This is a genomic window from Mycobacterium paraintracellulare, from assembly GCF_000276825.1.
GTDB lineage: Bacteria > Actinomycetota > Actinomycetes > Mycobacteriales > Mycobacteriaceae > Mycobacterium > Mycobacterium intracellulare.
The window spans coordinates 1,596,024-1,616,618 of record NC_016948.1 but is presented as its reverse complement, the minus strand read 5'-3'; the positions used below and the strand labels follow the sequence as shown (position 1 = coordinate 1,616,618).

Genomic DNA, 20,595 nt, shown 5'->3' with positions numbered 1-20,595 from the left:
GGCTTCGCTATGGGCCCGGGTCACTTCTCCCGGGCTTGTGATGGTCTCGCCCCGAGCGGCTCAGGTTAGAACCCACTCGGCGCCGTGCTGAATGACGGCCTGACATGCAGCGAACCAAGGCGACGGGGCTATGGTCGCGCTTGTCTAAGTCTTCATTCGGGTGTCTGACGCCGGTCCGGCGACGTTCACCCGACATCAGTATCCCACATCACGTCGGCGCCCAAGCCACACCTGATGCAGCCCGGTCGGACGAACCCCGGTCCGCAACGCGCCGCGGGGACGATCGTCGCAGCTCTAGGCGTCGGGAAACCAGAGCCCGATTTCTCGCTTGGCCGACTCGATCGAATCCGAGCCGTGCACCAGATTGAACTGCGTCTCGAGCCCGAAATCGCCCCGGATCGTGCCGGGGATCGCCTTCTCGACCGGGTCGGTACCGCCCGCGAGCTGCCGAAACGCCGCGATCGCGCGCGGTCCCTCCACGATGGCCGCGACCACCGGCCCCGAGGTGATGAATGCCAGCAACGACTCGAAGAAAGGCTTGCCCTCGTGTTCCGCGTAGTGCTGGGCGGCGAGGTCTTGGCTGACGTGCCGGAGTATCAGCGCGGCGAGGGTGAGGCCTTTTCGCTCGATCCGGCCGATGATCTCCCCCACCAGCTGTCGCTGGACGCCGTCCGGCTTGATCAGTACCAATGTCCGTTCGGTCACGGCGGACAGCGTACCGCCGGGCTACCCCTGCCTGCGCCGGACCTCGGCCCGGAAGTAGGCGATCAAGCCCCACAACCCGGTGAACAACACGCCGATGAACCCCACGCCGGGATACACGGCGAAGCCGGCGAGCAGGATCACCTGCACTCCGAGGTTGGCCCAGATGGCCCAGGGTTTGCGCTGCACCCCGCCCATCAGGATCAGCAGTACGGCCAGGCCGATCAGGTAGGCCAGCGACGCCGTCGTGAGGCCTCCGCCGACCGCGCCCACCACCGGGATCGCGAGCAGCACCACGATCGCTTCCAGAAACAGCGTGAGGGCCATCACCGCGCCGAAGCTGCGCCAGGGGTCGGGCCGGTTCTGGTCGGTCACTGCGGATCACGCCCGAACAGGGTGCGCGCCGCGCCGGCGGTGACGACCGAGCCGGTGATGACGATCCCGGTCCCGGAGAAGTCCTCGGCGTGGCCGTCGAGCGCGGCCCCCTCCACCTCGGAGTCGACCAGCGCGGTCGCGACGTCGATGGCGTCGCGCAGGTTCTCGGCGGTGCTCACCCGGTCGGGCCCGAACGTCTCGCGCGCCGCCAGGGCCAGCGATTCGACATCGACCGCCCGCGGGGACCCGTTGTGGGTGACCACGACGGCGTCGAACACCGGTTGCAGGGCGGCGAGGATGCCGTCGACGTCCTTGTCGGCCAGCACGCTGAGCACCCCTACCAGATAGCGGAAGTCGAATTCGCCCGCCAGCGTCTGCGCCAGCGCGGCGGCACCGGCGGGGTTGTGCGCGGCGTCGATGAACACAGTGGGCGCGCTGCGCATCCGCTCCAGCCGGCCCGGGCTGACGACGGCGGCGAAACCCGCGCGAACCGCCTCGACGTCGAGCTGACGCTGCGCGCCGGCGCCGAAGAAGGCCTCGACGGCGGCCAGCGCCAGGGCCGCATTGTGCGCCTGGTGTTCTCCGTGCAGCGGCAGGTAGACGTCGGAATACACCCCGCCCAGCCCCTGCAGCTGCAGCACCTGCCCGCCGATGGCGACCTGGCGGCCCAGCACGGCGAACTCCGAATCCTCGCGGGCCACCGCGGCGTCGGCTTGAACGGTTTGGGCCAACAACACTTCCATCGCCTCGGGCGCCTGACGCGCGATGACCGCCACGGTGTCGGGTGCGCCCTCGGGCGCCCGGGTGATGATGCCGGCCTTCTCCCCCGCGATGCCGGCGAGGTCGTCGCCCAGGTAGTCGACGTGGTCGAGGGCGATCGGGGTGATGGCCGCCACCGGGGCGTTGATCACGTTGGTGGCGTCCCAGCGCCCACCCATCCCCACCTCGACCACGGCGACGTCGACGGGGGCGTCGGCGAACGCGGCGAACGCCATCGCGGTCAGCACCTCGAACTTGCTCATCGCGGGCCCGCCGGCGGCCTGCGATTGCGCGTCGACCATCTGCACGAACGGCTCGATCTCGCGGTAGGTCGCCACGTACTGCGCGGGGCTGATCGGCTTGGCATCGATCGAGATGCGTTCCACCGCCGATTGCAGGTGCGGGCTGGTGGTGCGCCCGGTGCGCCGGTGCAGCGCGGTGATCAGCGCGTCGATCATCCGGGCCACCGAGGTCTTGCCGTTGGTGCCCGCGACGTGGATCGACGGGTAGGCCAATTGCGGTGAACCCAGCAGGTCCATCAGCGCGCTGATCCGGGTCAGGCTCGGCTCGATCTTGGTTTCGGGCCAGCGCTGGTCCAGCAGGTGCTCGACCTGCAACAGGGCAGCGATCTCGTCCGGGGTCGGGTCCGGGGTGGGAACCGCGCCGGGAACTTCGGGGTCCTCGGCCCACTCGGGCGGCTCGGTCATTGCAGCCCGGCTAGCCGCGCGTTGATCCGCTCGGTTTCCTCCTGTGCCAGGCGTTGACGGTCCCGGATCTTGTCGACGACGTTTTGGGGGGCCTTGCCCAGGAAGTCCTCGTTGGCCAATTTGGCGGTGGTCGACGCCAGCTCCTTGTGGGCCGCGGCCAGATCCTTTTCCAGCCGGCGACGCTCGGCGGCGACGTCGATGGTGCCCGAGGTGTCCAGTTCGACGACGACGGTGCCGCCGCTCAGCCTGACTTCCACCGACGCCGACGGGCGGAATTCCGGCCCGGCGGCCGTCAGCCACGCCAGCGACGTCACCGCGCTCACCTGGGTGCCCAGATCGGCTCCCTCGACGCCCGTCATCCGGGCCGGCACCTTCTGGCGGTCCGCCAGCCCCTGATCGCTGCGGAACCGGCGCACCTCGGTCACCAGCTTCTGCATGTCGGTAACGCGTTGCGCGGCAACCTGATCCAGGGCTATCCCGGACGGCTGCGGCCAGTCGGCGATCACCAGGGTCTCGTTGTGGGTCAGCGCCTGCCAGAGGGCCTCGGTGATGAACGGGATCACCGGGTGCAGCAGCCGCAGCAGGGTGTCCAGCGTCGCCGCCAGCACCGCCGTCGTGTGCGCGACCCCCTCGGCCAGTTGCGTCTTGGCCAATTCCACGTACCAGTCGCAGAATTCGTCCCAGGCGAAGTGGTAGAGCGCTTCGCAGGCGCGGCTGAACTCGTAGTTGTCGAACGCCGAATCGACTTCCGCGCGAACCTCTTCCAGTCGCCCGAGGATCCATCGGTCGGCGTCGGTGAGTTCGGCCGGCGGGGGCAGGGGCGCCAGCTGCGCGCCGTTGAGCAGCGCGAAGCGGGTGGCGTTGAACAGCTTGGTGCAGAAATTGCGCGACGCCCGGACGTGGTCCTCGCCGATCGCCAGGTCACCGCCCGGGCTGGCGCCGCGGGCCAGCGTGAACCGCAGGGCGTCGGCGCCGAAGAGTTCCACCCAGTCCAGCGGGTCGATGACGTTGCCCTTGGACTTGCTCATCTTGCGCCCGGATTCGTCGCGGATCAGCCCGTGCAGGAAGACATCGGTGAACGGCACCTGCGGGCCGCGGCGACCGTCCAGGGTGATGGCGTCGTCGTCGCCGACGAACGTGCCGAACATCATCATCCGGGCCACCCAGAAGAACAAGATGTCGTAGCCGGTAACCAGAACGCTTGTGGGGTAGAACTTTTCGAGCTCGGGGGTCTTGTCCGGCCAGCCCAGGGTGGAAAACGGCCACAGCGCCGAGGAGAACCAGGTGTCCAGCACGTCGGGGTCCTGTTCCCAGCCTTCCGGCGGCGTCTCGTCGGGACCCACGCACACCTGCTCCCCGTTGGGCCCGTACCAGATCGGGATGCGGTGGCCCCACCACAGCTGCCGCGAGATCGTCCAATCGCGCATGTCGTCGACCCAGGCGAACCAACGCGGCTCCAGGCTTGCGGGGTGAATCACGGTGTCGCCGTTGCGCACCGCGTCGCCGGCCGCCTTGGCCAGCGACTCGACGCGGACAAACCACTGCAGCGACAGCCGCGGTTCGATCGGTTCACCGCTACGCTCGGAGTGCCCGACGCTGTGCAGGTATGGTCGCTTCTCCTCGACGACGCGGCCCTCGGCGGCCAGCGCCTCGCGGACCGCGACGCGGGCCTCGAAGCGGTCCATCCCGTCGAATTGCGTTCCGGTATCGACGATTCGGCCCTTGGTGTCCAGGATCGAGATCATCGGCAACCCGTGCCGCAGCCCGATCTCGAAGTCGTTCGGGTCGTGTGCGGGCGTGACTTTGACTGCGCCGGTACCGAATTCGGGGTCCACGTGCTCGTCGGCGACGACGACCAGCTCACGGTCGACGAAGGGATGCGCCAGTGTGGTGCCGACCAGGTGGCGGTATCGCGCGTCGTCGGGGTGCACGGCGATCGCGGTGTCGCCGAGCATCGTCTCGACCCGGGTGGTCGCGACCACGATGTGCGGCTGCGAGTCGTCGAGCGAGCCGTAGCGGAACGACACCAGCTCGCCCTCGACGTCGAGGTAGTCGACCTCGATGTCGGAAATCGCGGTCTGAAGCACCGGCGACCAGTTGACCAGCCGCTCGGCCCGATAGATCAGCCCGGCGTCGTAGAGCCGCTTGAAGATGGTGCGGACGGCCCGCGACAGGCCCTCGTCCATGGTGAACCGGTCGCGGCTCCAGTCGACCCCGTCGCCGAGCCGGCGCATCTGGCCGCCGATGGCGCCGCCGGACTCGCGCTTCCAGTCCCAGACCTTCTCGACGAACAGCTCCCGGCCGAAGTCCTCCTTGGTCTTGCCGTCGACCGCGAGCTGCTTTTCCACCACGCTCTGGGTGGCGATGCCGGCGTGGTCCATTCCCGGCTGCCACAACACCTCATATCCCTGCATCCGCTTGCGGCGGGTCAGGGCGTCCATCATGGTGTGTTCGAGCGCGTGACCCATGTGCAGGCTGCCGGTCACGTTCGGGGGCGGCAACACGATCGAGTAGCCGGGCTTGGCGCTGGCCGGGTCCGCCGCGAAGTATCCGGCGTCGACCCACTTCTGGTAGATCGCGCCCTCGGCCGCAGCGGGATCCCACGACTTGGGCAGGTCGGTGGCGGGGCTGGGGCTGGCGGTCACCCGTCAATTCTAGGGAGCGCCGTTTACCCTCGTGTAAGTGCCCGAACCGTGAGCCGGGTCACCCCGCGAGCCGTTCAACCTGCAAGGACACACCCGCGGCGGGGAACCGGTCCAGCAGCGCGTCGCCCATCGCGGCGGCGGGCGTGAGGACGCCGTGCAGGTCCGGGAGCTTGTCACGGTCGAATGCCAGCGCCATGCCGCACTCCCCCAGCAGCACCGACGTCGCCTTGTAGCCCGGGTCGCCGCGCTGTTCCATGCGCGCCACGTAGCGGGCCCCGGTGCTGGTGGTGGTGTAGGTCTCGATGCGGTAGTAGCCGCGCTCGCGGGCGGACTCGCTCGGGCCGGTGCCCGCTTTGGGCACGATGCGCTCCACCAGCCGGCGCGGCAGGAGCCGGAAATAGCGGCTGCCCAACCCGAAGGTCGCGGCGCCCACCCCGCCGACCACGGCGGAGGCCACCGGCGCGATCGGCGACGAGCCCAGGCTCATGCTTTCGCTGTAGCGCAGCTGGCGGCCGTAGGCCCAGTCCAGCAGTGCGTTGCTGCGCCGCACGATCCGGGTGTTGTAGGGCGCCATGACGAAGCCCGCGGTCCACAGCCCGCTCAGTTCCGGCGCGATCCGACGACCGCGACGCCAGGGCAGGTCGGGCTGCGGACCGATGTCGGGTTCGGCGCCGCGGTCGCTGCTGAGCGTGTACGGGTCGGCGAGTTGGCGGCGGGCCTCGGGATCGCGGGACGCGGTGTCGAGCACCTCCAGCATCGACGCGACGGTGCCGCCGGACACCCCGCCCGAGAAGGAACGGACCACCAGGTCGGTGTCGGCGAGCTCGCCGGCGCCGTCGTCGCGCGCCGCGCGGTACAGCGCATACACACTGAGGTCCGAAGGCACGGAATCGAATCCGCACGCGTGCACGATGCGGGCGCCGGTATCCGCGGCCTGCTTGTGGAATTGGTCGATGCTGTCGCGGACGAACATCGCCTCCCCGGTCAGGTCGGCGTAGTCGGTGCCCGCCGCGGCGCAGGCGGCCACCAGCGGCAGCCCGTAGCGCGTGTAGGGCCCGACCGTGGTGATGACGACCTGGGTGCGCGCCGCCATCTCGTTCAGCGTCGAGGGCGATGAGGCGTCCGCGTTCAGGACGGGCCACGACCGCGCGGTTTCGCTCAGCGTGTCGCGGACGGCGCGCAGCCGGTCGGGCGACCGGCCGGCCAGGGCGATCCGTTTGTCCGGTGCCGAGCGGGCCAGGTAGTCGGCGGTGAGCTTCCCGACGAAGCCGGTCGCCCCGTACAGCACAATGTCGAATTCGCGCGGCGTTGCGGTCACGGGCCCGACGCTACCCGACTACGGGGGTGGCGACCGCTGGAGACAAGGAGTGCCGGGCACGGGGCCCGGCACTCCTTATATGTGCGGCTTATATGTATGCCAGAAGCCGTCGGTCAGCCGCGGCGTCCGCACACCGGCCAGGCGCCGATGCCCTGAGAATGCAGCACGTTCTCGGCGACGCGGATCTGCTCCTCGCGGCTCGCGCCGGACGGGGAACCGCTACCGCCGTTCGCGCGCCAGGTGCTGGGCGTGAACTGCAGGCCGCCCGCGTAGCCGTTGCCGGTGCTGATGCTCCAGTTACCGCCCGACTCGCACTGCGCGATGGCGTCCCAGTTGACGCTGTACGCCCTGACGGGCGGGGGCGGCGGGACGTCCGGGCCAGGAGGCGGCGGAACGTTCGGGTCGAAGCCCACGGGCGCCGGCGGGGCATCCGGAGCCGGAGGGGCATCCGGAGCCGGGGGCGGAGGCGCGTCCGGGGCCGGGGGCAGGGCTTCCGGGGCCGGAGGCGCGTCTGGCGCCGGGGCGTCCGGCGCGGGGGCGTCCGGGGCGGCAGCAGGAATGTTCGGGTCGAAGCTCACCGCTTCGTCTGCGTGGGCGGTGGCCGACGGGATGGTCACGAGCGTGCCCGTGACCGCGGCAAGCATGAGCGTCTTACGGACGTTCTGCAATATCTTTCCTTTCGCTGCGCGCGCGCCAAAGCAAGCCCACGCAGGTGGGCTGAAGGTGTTTGGCTTGAATGCCTGCTTTGGAACGTGCCGTCTGGGTCAGGCACGACAGCGGCGGGCCAGGTATGCCCGGCGGGTTGTCACCCACCGACCACGGTTGGGCTCTCGCCGTCCGTGGCGCCGCTCACACGCGGGTCCGTGGATTCAGTTTTGTTGATTACTTTTCCGTAACCCGTTGCGGGCTAACAGGGACCGTAGAGAACGCCGGCGCGTTCGTCATCTTCGGAAATCGCAGATCTCGTTTCGGTAACGACGCGATCACGCGGTGATAGCAGGCCCGTTCACGCAGGTCACGGTCGAATTTTCGGCGCGGAGGCGTCGGCCGGATCCGCAAACAAATGGTGAGCCTAATCACGCGTATTTTGTGAGCTGGCGCACGATTATTCGGGTCGATATTGCCGATTCGCCGCAGTGACAACGCATCTGCTGTCCACGTCGGAAGGGGGCGCAGCGTACCGCATGCCGGCACCGCTTCTCACGTCGCCACGCGGGAAAGGCAAGAAAAAGTCGAGAGCAGCCGAATTGCGGTGTCTTACAGAGATATTCGTCCGTCACAGTCCCACCCAGCCGAGTCGGTCGGTCAGACGTCGTGGATTATGCCTTCTGGCAACGACTTTCGCTAAACGTGCTCAGCGACAAGATCTTTCAGGAATGGGGGGCGCCTTTGCCGCAGGCCGGGATTCCCTGGGGCGCATGCACCTGGACAGCGCCAGGACGGGCGCGGGCATTTCCGCGAGGAAGCCTCAAATCGACACTGCCCCAACGGATCACGACGGATTACAGGCCGGCGCAGCGGACGGCGTCAGGCCTGCAGCTGCGCCAGAGCGCGCAGGTCACTCTCCGAGTTGACGTTGGCCAGGAAACGCGATTCCGGCAGCACGATCTGCTGGGCGTCGGAGGCGTCGATCAAGGCACGCATCGAGCGGGCACCGGCGGCGACCAGGCCGTCGATCCGCTCGGCCAGATCGGTGCGATACACCGCGGCGAGGTAGTGGCTGCGGCCGTCCCACGGCAGCACGATTTCGGCGTTGGTCTCGGTGGCCAGCCCAATCAGGTCGTCGATCAAACTCGCTGACAGCAGCGGCATGTCGACGGCGCAGACGAAGGCGAAGCGTGCGCCCGTTTCCGCCGCGGCGCGCAGGCCGCCCCCGGTCGCCGGCAGTGGCCCCTGGCCGCGCACCTCGTCGCGAAGCACGCGCGCCGGCACCTCGGGCAGCGGTTGCCCCGGCGCGGCCATCACGAAGATCGGCTCGCAGCGCTGGGACACCACCCCGACCACGTGCTCGAGCAGCGTGGCGGCCCCGCCGGGACCCGGCAGGGTCGCCTTGTCGCGGCCCATTCGCCGCGATTCGCCGCCGGCCAACACTATTCCAGCCAGGGACACTGTGGTGTCCGGCACCCGCTCGGCCACGTCAGTCGACGGTCCAGGTGTCGCGGCCCCGCAGCAGCGATTGCAGTGCCGCGGAGTCGAACGGCTTCGCCGACTGGGCCGCCTGAATCTGCGAGCGGGCCGCGTCGTCGTAGGTGGGCCGGTTGATGTTGCGGAAGATGCCCAGCACCGTGTGCTCGAGGTTCTGATCCGACAGCCGCGACAGGGCGAACGCGTAGGCCGAGTTGTCGCTGTGCGCGTCGTGCACCACGATCTCGTCGACGGAGACGTCGGCGGTCTTGGCCACCTCCAGACCGAACCCGGACTTCACCACGCAGTATTCGCCGTTGGCGCCGAACACAATTGGCTCGCCGTGACGGACGTTGATGACCCGCTCCTCGGCGCCTTCCTTGCGCAGCGCGTCGAAGGAGCCGTCGTTGAAGATCGGGCAGTCCTGCAGGATCTCGACGACGGCGGCGCCCCGGTGCCCGGCGGCGGCGCGCAGCACCTCGGTCAGGCCGTTGCGGTCGGAGTCCAGCGCGCGGCCGACGAAGGTCGCCTCGGCTCCCAAGGCCAGCGACACCGGGTTGAACGGGTGGTCCAGCGACCCCATCGGGGTCGACTTCGTGACCTTGCCGACCTCCGAGGTGGGCGAGTACTGCCCCTTGGTCAGCCCGTAGATCCGGTTGTTGAACAGCAGGATGGTGATGTTGACGTTGCGGCGCAGCGCGTGGATCAGGTGGTTACCGCCGATCGACAGGGCGTCGCCGTCGCCCGTGACCACCCACACCGACAGGTCCTCGCGGGCCAGCGCCAGGCCGGTGGCGATGGCGGGCGCACGGCCGTGGATCGAGTGGAATCCGTAGGTCTCGAGGTAGTAGGGGAAGCGGCTCGAGCAGCCGATGCCGCTGATGAACACGATGTTCTCGCGGCGCAACCCGAGGTCCGGCAGGAAGTTGCGGATGGTGTTGAGGATGACGTAGTCCCCGCAGCCCGGGCACCAACGCACCTCCTGGTCGCTGGTGAAGTCCTTGGACTTCTGGGGCTGGTCCTCGGCGGACAAGGTGGGGACCCCGTCGTTCTTGGTCAACTTCGGGGTCACACCGAGGTCTTTGCCCGCCAGATTGCCGATCAGGTCAGTCACGAGCGCCGCTCCTCCTCATCGCTTCGCTCTGCGTCGGCGCCGGCGCGAATCATGCGCCCGCCCCAACCGTTGCCGCCGCCATTCTGGCGACCATCGTCTTGTCGTTCTCGACTTCGGCCAACGTCCCGCCGAGCGCGGCGCGGATGACGCGGCCGATCTCGTCGGCCAGGAACGCGACACCCTGCACCTTGCTGACCGACTGCACGTCGACCAGGTACTTGCCGCGCAGCACCAACGCCAGTTGGCCCAGGTTCATTTCGGGCGCCACCACCTGCGGGTAGCGCCGCAGCACCTCGCCCAGGTTGGCCGGGAAGGGGTTGAGGTAGCGCAGGTGCGCGTGCGCCACCTTGATGCCCTTACGCCGGGCGCGGCGGCAGGCCTCGCCGATCGGGCCGTAGGAGCTGCCCCATCCGATCAGCAGCAGCTCGGCGTCGCCGGTCGGATCGTCGACCTCGAGATCGGGAACGGAGATGCCGTCGATCTTGGCCTGCCGCAACCGGACCATGAGGTCGTGGTTGACCGGCTCGTAGGAGATGTTGCCCGAGCCGTTCGCCGCTTCCAGACCGCCGATGCGGTGCTCGAGCCCCGGCGTGCCGGGAACGGCGAACTGCCGGGCCAGCGTCTCGGGGTCACGGGCGTAGGGCTGGAACGGTTCGTCGGGCTTGGCGAAGGCGTGCGTGATGCGCGGCAGCGTGCTGACGTCCGGAATGCGCCACGGCTCCGAGCCGTTGGCGATCGCGCCGTCGGACAACACGATCACCGGGGTGTGGTACGAGACCGCGATGCGCGCGGCCTCGAGCGCGGTTTCAAAGCAGTCCGACGGCGAGCGGGGCGCGAGGATCGCCACCGGCGACTCGCCGTTGCGGCCGTACAGCGCCTGCAGCAGGTCGGCCTGTTCGGTCTTGGTGGGCAGCCCGGTCGAGGGCCCGCCGCGCTGCACGTCGACGACGAGCAACGGCAGTTCTGTCATCACGGCCAGCCCGAGCGCCTCGGACTTGAGCGAAATGCCCGGCCCCGACGTGGTGGTCACGCCCAGCGCGCCGCCGTAGGAGGCGCCGATCGCCGCGCAGATGCCGCCGATTTCGTCCTCGGCCTGGAAGGTCAGCACGTTGAAGTTCTTGTGCTTGGACAGCTCATGCAGGATGTCGGAGGCCGGCGTGATCGGGTAGCTGCCGAGCAGGACCGGGATGTCCGCGAGCTGGCCGGCCGCGACGATGCCGTACGCCAGTGCGGTGTTTCCCGAGATCTGGCGGTATTCGCCCGACGGGAGGGTCGCCCGGGACACCTCGTAGGTGGTGCCGAACGCCTCGGTCGTCTCGCCGTAGTTCCAGCCGGCCTTCAGCGCCAGCACGTTGGTCTCCGCGACCTCGGGCTTGCGGGCGAACTTCTCCCGGATGAACTTCTCGCTGGTTTCGATCGGCCGCCCGTACATCCACGACAGCAGGCCCAGCGCGAACATGTTCTTGGCGCGCTGGCCATCCTTCTTCGTCGCGCCGATGGCCTCGACCGCGCCGAGCGTCAGCGTCGTCATCGCGACGGAATGCACGACGTAGTCGGACAACTCGTCGGTCTCGAGCGGGTTGGTGACGTAACCCACCTTGGTCAGGTTGCGCTTGGTGAACTCGTCGGAGTTCGCGATCACCATGCCGCCGCGGGGCAGGTCGCCGATATTGGCCTTGAGCGCAGCCGGATTCATCGCGACGAGCACGTCCGGCCGGTCGCCGGCGGTCAAGATGTCGTAGTCGGCGATCTGAATCTGGAAGGACGAGACGCCGGGCAGGGTGCCTGCGGGGGCGCGGATCTCGGCGGGATAGTTCGGCTGGGTCGCCAGATCGTTGCCGAAAAGCGCTGCCTCCGAAGTGAACCGGTCGCCGGTGAGCTGCATGCCGTCTCCGGAGTCACCGGCGAAGCGAATGACGACCTGTTCGAGGCGCTGACGGGCAGATCCGTTCGGGGAAGCCCCGTTCTGTGAGTCTGATCCGGCTCCGCTGCCGTTCGGATCCACGTCTTTGCCCTCCATTTGTTCACCGGACAGACAGTTCGCGCAGCTTCAGGTTACGCGTCAGCGAAGGGAGTCTCCGGCCATCACGGTTTTATGTCACTGGCGGTACCAATTATGGCACTGATTTTCGATCGCCATGGCCGACTCCGCCGCGTCATCTCGGCCGCGTTCTCGGGCAAAAGGCGACGTCAGCGCCGTCTACTGACGAGTAGCCCAGTAAACTGTGGTGTTGGTCACGTCTTGCGCGTTACCCAACCGTCGTTCATACCGTGTCTGCTTCCGGATGCCGCGCCTCCGCCGCCGCTTTTGGCCGCCGCCGTTTCCGGCATCGCAACCAGATACAACACGAACCCGGCGCCCGCCAGAGCACCCAAGAACGCGAAGGCGACGTTGTAGCCGGCCGCGACCACGATCGAGCCCGCGACGAGGTTCGACACCGCGGCGCCGACGCCCGTCGCGGCCGTCACCGCCCCCAGGCTGACGTTGAAGCGACCGGTCCCGTGCGTCACGTCCTGCACGACGAGGGGAAACAGCGCGCCGAACACGCCGGCCCCGACGCCGTCCAGCAGCTGCACGCTCACCAGCCAATAGGGGTTGTCCGAGAGCGTGTAGAGAAAGCCACGGGCGGCCAGGACGGCGAACCCGGCCAAAAAGATCGGCTTGCGGCCCCAGGAATCGACCTTGGCGGGGCGTGCTGGGGAGCTCCAGGAGCTAGTTAGGCGCTCTTGTCGCGACGCTCGGTGCGCGACGGCTTGCGCGGCACGATCGTCGGCAACACGTTGTCCTGCACGGTCTCCTTGGTCACCACGACCTTGGCGACGTCGTCGCGGCTCGGGATGTCGTACATCACCGGCAGCAGGACCTCTTCCATGATGGCGCGCAGGCCGCGCGCGCCGGTGCCGCGGTGGATCGCCTGATCCGCGATCGCCTCCAGGGCGTCGTCGGTGAACTCGAGCTCCACGCCGTCCATCTCGAAGAGCCGCAGGTACTGCTTGACCAACGCGTTCTTCGGCTCGGACAGGATCTTGACCAGCGATTCGCGGTCCAGGTTGGTGACCGAGGCGACCACCGGCAGCCGGCCGATGAACTCCGGGATCAGGCCGAACTTGATCAAGTCCTCGGGCATGACCTCGGCGAAGTGGTCGGTGGTGTCGATCTCGGCCTTCGAGCGGACCTCGGCGCCGAAGCCCAGGCCCCGCTTGCCGACGCGCTCGTAGATGATCTTCTCCAGGCCGGCGAACGCCCCCGCGACGATGAACAGCACGTTGGTGGTGTCGATCTGGATGAACTCTTGGTGCGGGTGCTTGCGGCCGCCCTGCGGGGGAACCGACGCCTGGGTGCCCTCCAGGATCTTCAGCAGGGCCTGCTGCACGCCCTCCCCGGAGACGTCGCGGGTGATCGACGGGTTCTCGCTCTTGCGGGCGATCTTGTCGACCTCGTCGATGTAGATGATGCCCGTCTCGGCGCGCTTCACGTCGTAGTCGGCGGCCTGGATGAGCTTGAGCAGGATGTTCTCGACGTCCTCACCGACGTAGCCGGCCTCGGTCAGGGCGGTGGCGTCGGCGATGGCGAACGGGACGTTGAGCATCTTGGCGAGCGTCTGGGCCAGGTAGGTCTTGCCGCAGCCGGTGGGACCGAGCATCAAGATGTTGGACTTGGTCAACTCGACCGGCTCGTGGCGCGAGTCCCGGCCCTTTTCCCCGGCCTGGATGCGCTTGTAGTGGTTGTAGACCGCGACCGCCAGCGTCCGCTTGGCGGTGTCCTGCCCGATGACGTAGCCCTCGAGGAACTCCCGGATCTCGATCGGTTTGGGGAGCTCATCGAGCTTCACGTCGTCGGCGTCGGCAAGCTCCTCTTCGATGATCTCGTTGCACAGATCGATGCACTCATCGCAGATGTACACACCGGGGCCAGCAATGAGTTTCTTGACCTGCTTCTGGCTCTTCCCGCAGAACGAGCACTTCAGCAGGTCCCCGCCGTCTCCGATGCGTGCCATGGTGCGTCAGTGCCTACTTCCTCTTCGCCGTTGGACTTCCCTGTCCCGCATGTATTCACCGACGCTACCCGCTTGATCGGGCCCGCCGCGACCATAAACGCCGAATCGCGCCCATGGTATTTGCGGGAGTTCATGCCGCTTCCGTATGGAGGAAAGATATAGCCAGACGGTGCCCGTCGCTCGCGAAAGACGCGCTTTGCGTGTCTTTGGCGTGTCGCGGTTGTAATGCGACCGAGTCCGGCGGCCGCCCGATCCCGCCTCCGACGGAGGTGCCGACCCGACCCCGAAACGATCACACGAGGCGTGCGTGAACCCCCAAGAAATCACCCTACAGTGGCCACGTGGGTTTGGCCGTGGGCTTGCGGTGGCCCAGCGGAACCGTGCTGCTCGATGGTGGCTTGGCCACCGAGCTGGAAGCGCGCGGCCATGACCTGTCCGACCGGTTGTGGTCGGCCAGGCTGCTCGCGGACGCCCCACGCGAGATCGTCGCCGTCCACGCCGCCTACTTTCGCGCGGGGGCCACGATCGCGACGACGGCCAGCTACCAGGCGTCGTTCGAGGGTTTCGCGGCGCGCGGACTGGATCGTCGGGAAACCGACCTGCTGTTGCGCCGCAGCGTCGAGCTCGCGAAGGCCGCGCGGGACGAGGCCGGCGCGGTGGGCCTGCTCGTCGCGGCCTCGGTCGGACCGTACGGCGCGGCGCTGGCCGACGGCTCGGAATACCGTGGACGCTACGGCCTGTCGGTCGGGGCCTTGGCGCGCTGGCATCGGCCCCGGCTGGAGACCCTGGCGGACGCCGGGGCCGACGTCCTCGCCTGCGAGACCGTTCCCGACGTCGACGAGGCGGAAGCGTTGGTCGACGTGGTGCGCTCGGTCGGGATGCCGGCGTGGCTGAGCTACACCATCGACGGGGCCCGGACCCGCGCCGGGCAACCGCTGACCGAGGCCTTCGCGGTGGCCGCGGGCGTCGACGAGATCGTGGCCGTCGGGGTCAACTGCTGCGCGCCCGACGACGTGTTGCCCGCGATCGCGAGCGCATCAAAGATCGGCAAGCCCGTCATCGTCTATCCGAACAGCGGCGAACGCTGGGACGGTCGCGCGTGGGTCGGCCCGCGCACGTTCGCGACGGAGCTTGCGGCGCAGTGGGTTTCGGCGGGCGCCCGCATTGTCGGCGGCTGCTGCCGGGTCGGCCCGGCGGACATCGCCGAGCTAGCCCCCTTGCGCCGAGCGTGCAATCAGGGCGAAAAATCAGCCGAAAACTCGCCGTGAGTGCACGCTCGGCGAAAAGGGGCTACGCGCTCTGGGCGGAAAGCTTCCGGTACTCCAGCACGGTGTCGATGATCCCGTAGTCCTTGGCCTCTTCGGCGGTCAGGATCTTGTCCCGGTCGGTGTCCTTGCGGACCGTCGCGGCGTCCTTGCCGGTGTGGCGGGCCAGCGTGGTCTCCATCAGGGTGCGCATCCGCTCGATCTCGGCGGCCTGGATTTCCAGGTCGGAGAACTGCCCCTGGATGACGCCCTGCAGCGAAGGCTGGTGGATCAGCACCCGGGCGTTGGGCAGCGCCATCCGCTTGCCCGGGGTCCCGGCGGCCAGCAGCACCGCGGCCGCCGAGGCGGCCTGCCCCAGGCACACCGTCTGGATGTCGGCGCGCACGTACTGCATGGTGTCGTAAATCGCCATCAGCGAGGTGAATCCGCCGCCGGGCGAGTTGATGTACATGGTGATGTCGCGGTCGGGGTCCAGCGACTCGAGCACCAGCAACTGCGCCATGATGTCGTTCGCCGACGCGTCGTCCACCTGGACGCCGAGAAAGATGATGCGTTCCTCGAACAGCTTGTTGTAGGGATTCGACTCCTTGACACCGAAGCTGGAGTGCTCGATGAACGACGGGAGGATGTAGCGCGCCTGGGGCTGGGTTTCGGGGTTCACTGGGCTTCTCCATTGGTGATGTGGGCGGCGCGGGTGATGATGTGGTCGACGAAGCCGTATTCCAGGGCTTCCTGCGCGGTGAACCAGCGGTCGCGGTCGGAATCCGCCTCGATGCGTTCGATCGACTGGCCGGTGAATTCGGCGTTCAGCCGGAACATTTCCTTCTTGATGACGTGGAACTGCTCGGCCTGAATGGCGATGTCCGCCGCGCTCCCGGTCACCCCGCCCAGCGGCTGGTGCATCAGGATGCGGGCGTGCGGCAGCGCGTACCGCTTGCCCTTGGTGCCCGCGGCCAACAGGAACTCGCCCATCGAGGCGGCCATGCCCATCGCGTAGGTGGCGATGTCGCACGGCGCCAGCACCATGGTGTCGTAGATCGCCATGCCGGCACTGATCGAGCCGCCGGGCGAGTTGATGTAGAGCGAGATGTCTTTGGTGGAGTCCTCGGCGGCGAGCAGCAGAATCTGCGCGCACAGCCGATTGGCGATTTCGTCGCTCACCTCCGAACCCAGGAAGATGATGCGCTCGGACAGCAAGCGCTCATAGACGGAGTCCGTGAGGTTGAGACCCTGCGAGTTTGAACGCATGTCAGTCACGACCGGGGTACCTGCTTTCTGTCAGATCTGTCTTCACCGACACTAACCAACCGGGCCCGCCGTTTCGCGGCCACGCGCCCCTGAAACGGGCGCGTTCGCTCACAGCGTCATCGCGCGGTCACTCCTCGGCGTCGGCCTTCGTGGATTCTTCGGCGTCACCGGAGACGTCATCGGCGGCCTCGTCCGCCCCCGCGCGCTTGCCGAAGAACTCGTCGGTGTCGACGGTGTTTCCGGCGGTGTCGGTGACCGTCGCCGCGCGGATCACCTCGGCGATGGCCAGCGCCCGGCGCACATCGGCGAACATGGCCGGCAGCTGGTTGTTCTCCTGAAGGTAGGCCACGAGCTGCTGGGGCTCGATGCCGTATTGGCGCGACGTGGCCACCAGCCGCTCGGTCAGGTCGTCCTGGCCGACCTGGACCTCGAGCTCGTCGGCGAGCGCGTCGAGCAGCAGCTGCCGTTTGACGTCGGTCTCGGCGGCGGTGCGCGTCTCGGTCTCGAACTCCTCGCGCGACTTCCCTTGCTGGGCGAGCACCTCGTCGAGCTTGGATTCGTCGTGGTCGAGGCTGTGCAGGGCGTTGTGCAGCGCGCTGTCCACCTGCGCCTTCACGATCGCTTCGGGCAGCGGGATGTCGACCTGCTCGAGCAGCGTGTCGATCGCGGCGTCGCGGATGGCTTCGGCCTGCTGCGCCCGCTTGGTCCGGCCGACCTGCTCGCGCAGGTTGGACCGCAGCTCCTCGATGGTGTCGAATTCGCTGGCCAATTGGGCGAACTCGTCGTCGGGCTCGGGCAGCTCGCGCTGTTTGACCGACTTGACCGTGACGGTCACCTGCGCGTCCTTGCCCGCGTGCTCGCCGGTGGCCAACTGCGCGGTGAACTCCTTGGATTCGTCGACGGACAACCCGACCAGCGCCTCGTCGAGGCCCGCGATGAGCCGGCCGGAGCCGACCTCGTGGGACAGCCCCTGCGCGGCGGCGCCCGGCACCTCTTCGCCGTCGATGGTGGCCGACAGGTCGATGGAGACGAAGTCGCCGTCGGCGACCGGCCGGTCCACCCCGGTCAGGGTGCCGAATCGAGCCCGCAGGGACTGCAGTTCGGCGTCGACGTCGTCGTCACTGACCTCGATCGGGTCCACCGAGATGGTCAGCGAACCCGGGTCGGGCAGGGTGAGCTTGGGCCGGATGTCGACCTCGGCGGTGAACGCCAGCTCCTCGCCGTACTCCTTCTTGGTGACCTCGATCTCGGGCTGGCCCAGCGGGTGCACCTCCGACTCGGCGACCGCCTGTCCGTACCGCGCGGGCAGCGCGTCGGTGACGACCTGGTCGAGCATCGCCTCGCGGCCGAAGCGGGCCTCCAGCAACTTCGCCGGCGCCTTGCCGGGCCGGAAGCCGGGCAAGCGCACCTGCCTGGCCAACTCCTTGTAGGCCCGCTGGAAGTCCGGCTCGAGTTCGGAGAACGGGACCTCCACATTGATGCGCACCCGGGTGGGGCTCAACTGCTCGACGGTGCTCTTCACGGGTGTGCTCCTCGGTGCTCGTTCCTGGTCGTCGGTGGGCCGCGCAGCGTGCGGCCGGTCGTGCTGGTCGGGGTGACAGGATTTGAACCTGCGGCCTTCCGCTCCCAAAGCGGATGCGCTACCAAGCTGCGCTACACCCCGCGCTGACCTCGATGATCCTAAGGCCCCGCAAAGCCAGGTCCGTCACAGGCTTGGGCGGCGACCTCGCGGACCTCACGGAGTGATCACAAAGCCGCGTCGATTAGATTTGATCTTCGTCGCCAGCTACAGTCACGCTCGACTAAATACATGCGGGCGTAGCTCAATGGTAGAGCCCTAGTCTTCCAAACTAGCTACGCGGGTTCGATTCCCGTCGCCCGCTCGGGGCTAACTATCTGCTCGATAGAGAGGCGCCATGAGCGACCTGACGACGGACCCGTCGATCCATGGCTCATGCGCGTCGGATTTCGTCGGGGTTCGCGACGCGTTCGAGCGCAATTTCACCCTGCGCGACGAGGTCGGTGCGGCCGTCGCGGTGTGGGTGGACGGGTCTCTCGTCGTCAACCTGTGGGGCGGCTGGGCCGACGCGGCCCGCACCCGGCCCTGGCAGCAGAACACCCTGACCACGGTGTTGTCCGGCACGAAGGGCCTGTCGGCCACCTGCGTGCACCAACTGGCCGACCGCGGCGAGCTGGACCTGCAGGCGCCGGTGGCCCACTACTGGCCCGAGTTCGCTCAGGCGGGCAAACAGGACATCACGCTGGCGATGGTGATGAGCCACCGCTCCGGCGTGATCGGGCCGCGCACCCGGATGCGCTGGGAGCAGGTCGCGGATTGGGACTACGTCTGCGAACAGCTGGCCGCCGCCGAGCCCTGGTGGGAGCCGGGCACCGCGCAGGGCTACCACATGACCACCTTCGGCTTCATCATGGGCGAGGTGTTCCGCCGGGTCACGGGCCGCACGATCGGTCAGTACCTGCGGACCGAGATCGCCGAACCGTTCGGCGCCGACGTCCACATCGGGCTGCCGCTGGCCGAACAGCACCGCTGCGCCGAGCGGATCAACAAGCCGCACGCCCGGGACCTGCTGGCCGACGCGAAGGCGCCGGGCTGGCCGACCAGCCTGGCCGAGCACCCCAAGGCGGGCCTGTCCGTCTCGATGGGATTCGCCCCCGACGACGAGCTCGGCTCACACGATCTGGGCCTGTGGCGCGAACTCGAGTTCCCCGGCACCAACGGTCAGGTGTCGGCGCTGGGGTTGGCGACCTTCTACAACGCGCTCGCCCAGGAGAAGGTGCTCAGCCGCGAGCACATGGACCTGGTGCGGGTCTGTCAGGGCGGGCTGGAAACCGACCTGGTGCTGGGGCCGCGGGTCGCCGACCACGGCTGGGGTCTCGGATACATGCTCAACCAACGCTGCGTCAACGGACCCAACCCGCGGATCTTCGGCCACGGCGGGCTGGGCGGCTCGTTCGGGTTCGTCGATCTCGAGCACCGCATCGGCTACGCCTATGTGGCGAATCACTTCGACCCCACCAAGGCCAACGCCGACCCCCGCAGCCTGGTCCTGTCGAACGCGGTCTACTCCGTGCTGGGTGTCATCTAGCGGCGCCGTTAATGGCCGCCGCCACCGCCGCCACCGCCGCCGTGTCCACCACCGCCGGGGCCACCCCCGCCGGGGCCACCGGGACCGCCGGGCCCACCCGGTCCGCCGGGCCCACCGGGACCGCCCAACCCACCGGGACCGCCGGGTCCGCCGGGGTTGAGGTACGGATTAGGCCCGGGTCCGCGCCAATTGTCGTGGCAATTCCCGGTGTCCCAGTTGTCGCCCCAGCCGGGGTCCCAGAAATCGCCGGGGCACCACTGCGGGAACGGAGCGGGATGCGCCTGCGCGTCGGTCGCGACGCCCAGCCCCGCCAAGCCCAGACCCGCGATGGCGGAAATCGTTGCTGCTGATCGAGCGAGAGTCTTCATGGAGACAACACATGCCCACCCCGATTGAATTCAAACCGGAGGCGGCGATGTTTCGCCATTATTTTTGGCAGGTCGGACACCAGAACACGTTGCGGCCCTCCAGCACGGTCGTGCGGATCGGGGCTTTGCACACGCGGCACGGTTCGCCGGAGCGCCGGTAGACGTAGGAGCGGGGGCGGTCGGGGCGATACGAGGGCGCGCCGTGGTCGTGTTCGGGCCGCACCACGATGATCTTGCCCCGGCGCAACCCGACCTTCATCAGTGCCACCAGATCAATCCAGGCCGCATCGAATTCGTCCTCGCCGACGTCGCGGCCGGGGCGGAAGGGGTCGATGCCGTGGCGGTACAGCAACTCGCTGCGGTACACGTTGCCCACGCCGGCCATGACGGTCTGATCCATCAACAGTGCCCCAATGGGCCTGCGCGACTTGGCAATTCGCTTCCACGCCCACGACGGATCGGCGTCGCCGCGCAGCGGATCGGGACCCAGCCGGGCCAACACGTCGCTGACCTGCCCTTCGTCGATCACCTCGCACACCGTCGGGCCGCGCAGGTCCGTGCCGTAGTCGGCGCCGATCATGCGCATCCGCACCTGCCCGACCGCCTCGGGAAACGACCCGTCGTCGGGACGTTCCCATTCGGTGAAGGCGCCGTACAGGCCGAGATGCACGTGCACGATGGGGCCACCGGCGTAGTGGTGAAACAGGTGTTTGCCCCACGCGCTGGTGCGTTGCAACACCCGGCCGTCGACCGCCGCGGCCGCGTCGGCGAAGCGGCCCTGCGGGCTGGACACTGACACCGGCGCGCCGGCGTAGCGGCGTTGGTGCAGCCGGGCCAGCCGGTGCAGGGTATGCCCTTCGGGCAC

General features: G+C 68.3%; 17 protein-coding genes, 2 tRNA genes and 1 pseudogene. 3 read left to right on the top strand and 17 right to left on the bottom strand.

What is annotated here, in order from left to right; genetic code table 11:
* Positions 1–294: 294 nt before the first annotated feature.
* From ndk to clpX, 11 genes and pseudogenes are all read right to left on the bottom strand, one after another.
* Positions 295–705 (bottom strand): nucleoside-diphosphate kinase, encoded by a 411-nt coding sequence (gene ndk, locus OCQ_RS07680; protein WP_014382181.1) that lies wholly within the window; start codon positions 703–705, stop codon positions 295–297.
* Between the two features lie 21 nt (positions 706–726).
* A complete protein-coding gene (locus OCQ_RS07675) occupies positions 727–1,029 on the bottom strand; it encodes a DUF4233 domain-containing protein (RefSeq protein WP_263645441.1) in 303 nt (100 codons plus the stop codon).
* Positions 1,030–1,073: 44 nt separating this feature from the next.
* The gene (gene folC, locus OCQ_RS07670; RefSeq protein ID WP_009955948.1) at positions 1,074–2,543 is read right to left on the bottom strand and encodes a bifunctional tetrahydrofolate synthase/dihydrofolate synthase; all 1,470 of its coding nucleotides are present in this window, start codon (positions 2,541–2,543) and stop codon (positions 1,074–1,076) included.
* A complete protein-coding gene (locus tag OCQ_RS07665; protein WP_014384170.1) occupies positions 2,540–5,188 on the bottom strand; it encodes a valine--tRNA ligase in 2,649 nt (882 codons plus the stop codon). The genes folC and OCQ_RS07665 overlap by 4 nt, the downstream gene beginning before the upstream one ends.
* Positions 5,189–5,246: 58 nt before the next feature.
* On the bottom strand, positions 5,247–6,506 hold the full coding sequence (locus OCQ_RS07660) for a saccharopine dehydrogenase family protein (RefSeq protein WP_014384169.1): 1,260 nt from the start codon (positions 6,504–6,506) through the stop codon (positions 5,247–5,249).
* Between the two features lie 113 nt (positions 6,507–6,619).
* Positions 6,620–7,174, bottom strand: coding sequence for a transglycosylase family protein (locus OCQ_RS26770; RefSeq protein ID WP_026071537.1), 555 nt, complete (start codon positions 7,172–7,174; stop codon positions 6,620–6,622).
* 859 nt (positions 7,175–8,033) lie between these two features.
* Positions 8,034–8,642, bottom strand: a complete 609-nt coding sequence (gene mobA, locus OCQ_RS07650) for a molybdenum cofactor guanylyltransferase (protein ID WP_009955455.1) — start codon at positions 8,640–8,642, stop codon at positions 8,034–8,036.
* 1 nt (position 8,643) lies between these two features.
* Positions 8,644–9,744: a 2-oxoacid:ferredoxin oxidoreductase subunit beta gene (locus OCQ_RS07645; protein ID WP_014379675.1), complete on the bottom strand. Its 1,101-nt coding sequence runs from the start codon at positions 9,742–9,744 to the stop codon at positions 8,644–8,646.
* A 49-nt stretch (positions 9,745–9,793) separates the two neighbouring features.
* Positions 9,794–11,749 (bottom strand): 2-oxoacid:acceptor oxidoreductase subunit alpha, encoded by a 1,956-nt coding sequence (locus OCQ_RS07640; protein ID WP_085976484.1) that lies wholly within the window; start codon positions 11,747–11,749, stop codon positions 9,794–9,796.
* Positions 11,750–11,979: 230 nt separating this feature from the next.
* Positions 11,980–12,429 (bottom strand): annotated as a pseudogene (locus OCQ_RS07635) (MFS transporter); the annotation flags it as partial.
* Between the two features lie 32 nt (positions 12,430–12,461).
* Positions 12,462–13,742 (bottom strand): ATP-dependent Clp protease ATP-binding subunit ClpX, encoded by a 1,281-nt coding sequence (clpX, locus tag OCQ_RS07630; protein WP_008255183.1) that lies wholly within the window; start codon positions 13,740–13,742, stop codon positions 12,462–12,464.
* Between the two features lie 359 nt (positions 13,743–14,101).
* On the opposite strand from clpX, the gene mmuM reads away from it, so the two are divergent.
* On the top strand, positions 14,102–15,010 hold the full coding sequence (gene mmuM, locus OCQ_RS07625; RefSeq protein ID WP_162130209.1) for a homocysteine S-methyltransferase: 909 nt from the start codon (positions 14,102–14,104) through the stop codon (positions 15,008–15,010).
* A 22-nt stretch (positions 15,011–15,032) separates the two neighbouring features.
* On the opposite strand, the gene clpP2 is transcribed toward mmuM, so the two are convergent.
* From clpP2 to OCQ_RS07605, 4 genes are all read right to left on the bottom strand, one after another.
* The gene (gene clpP2 / locus OCQ_RS07620) at positions 15,033–15,668 is read right to left on the bottom strand and encodes an ATP-dependent CLP protease proteolytic subunit ClpP2 (protein WP_008255179.1); all 636 of its coding nucleotides are present in this window, start codon (positions 15,666–15,668) and stop codon (positions 15,033–15,035) included.
* Positions 15,665–16,255, bottom strand: a complete 591-nt coding sequence (clpP1, locus tag OCQ_RS07615) for an ATP-dependent CLP protease proteolytic subunit ClpP1 (RefSeq protein WP_008255177.1) — start codon at positions 16,253–16,255, stop codon at positions 15,665–15,667. Before clpP1 ends, clpP2 begins: the two co-directional genes overlap by 4 nt.
* A gap of 127 nt (positions 16,256–16,382) precedes the next feature.
* A complete protein-coding gene (gene tig, locus OCQ_RS07610; protein WP_014384165.1) occupies positions 16,383–17,777 on the bottom strand; it encodes a trigger factor in 1,395 nt (464 codons plus the stop codon).
* Positions 17,778–17,841: 64 nt separating this feature from the next.
* Positions 17,842–17,918: transfer RNA gene (locus tag OCQ_RS07605), tRNA-Pro, on the bottom strand.
* Between the two features lie 149 nt (positions 17,919–18,067).
* On the opposite strand from OCQ_RS07605, the gene OCQ_RS07600 reads away from it, so the two are divergent.
* Positions 18,068–18,138: transfer RNA gene (locus OCQ_RS07600), tRNA-Gly, on the top strand.
* A 33-nt stretch (positions 18,139–18,171) separates the two neighbouring features.
* Positions 18,172–19,362 carry a serine hydrolase domain-containing protein gene (locus OCQ_RS07595; protein WP_009955465.1) on the top strand — a complete coding sequence of 397 codons (1,191 nt, stop codon included), beginning with the start codon at positions 18,172–18,174 and terminating at the stop codon, positions 19,360–19,362.
* Positions 19,363–19,370: 8 nt separating this feature from the next.
* Here the strand turns inward: OCQ_RS07595 and OCQ_RS25880 are convergent, their stop codons facing one another.
* Both OCQ_RS25880 and OCQ_RS07590 read right to left on the bottom strand, forming a co-directional pair.
* The gene (locus OCQ_RS25880; protein ID WP_074020979.1) at positions 19,371–19,730 is read right to left on the bottom strand and encodes a hypothetical protein; all 360 of its coding nucleotides are present in this window, start codon (positions 19,728–19,730) and stop codon (positions 19,371–19,373) included.
* Between the two features lie 58 nt (positions 19,731–19,788).
* On the bottom strand, positions 19,789–20,595 hold the full coding sequence (locus tag OCQ_RS07590) for an Fpg/Nei family DNA glycosylase (protein ID WP_014384164.1): 807 nt from the start codon (positions 20,593–20,595) through the stop codon (positions 19,789–19,791).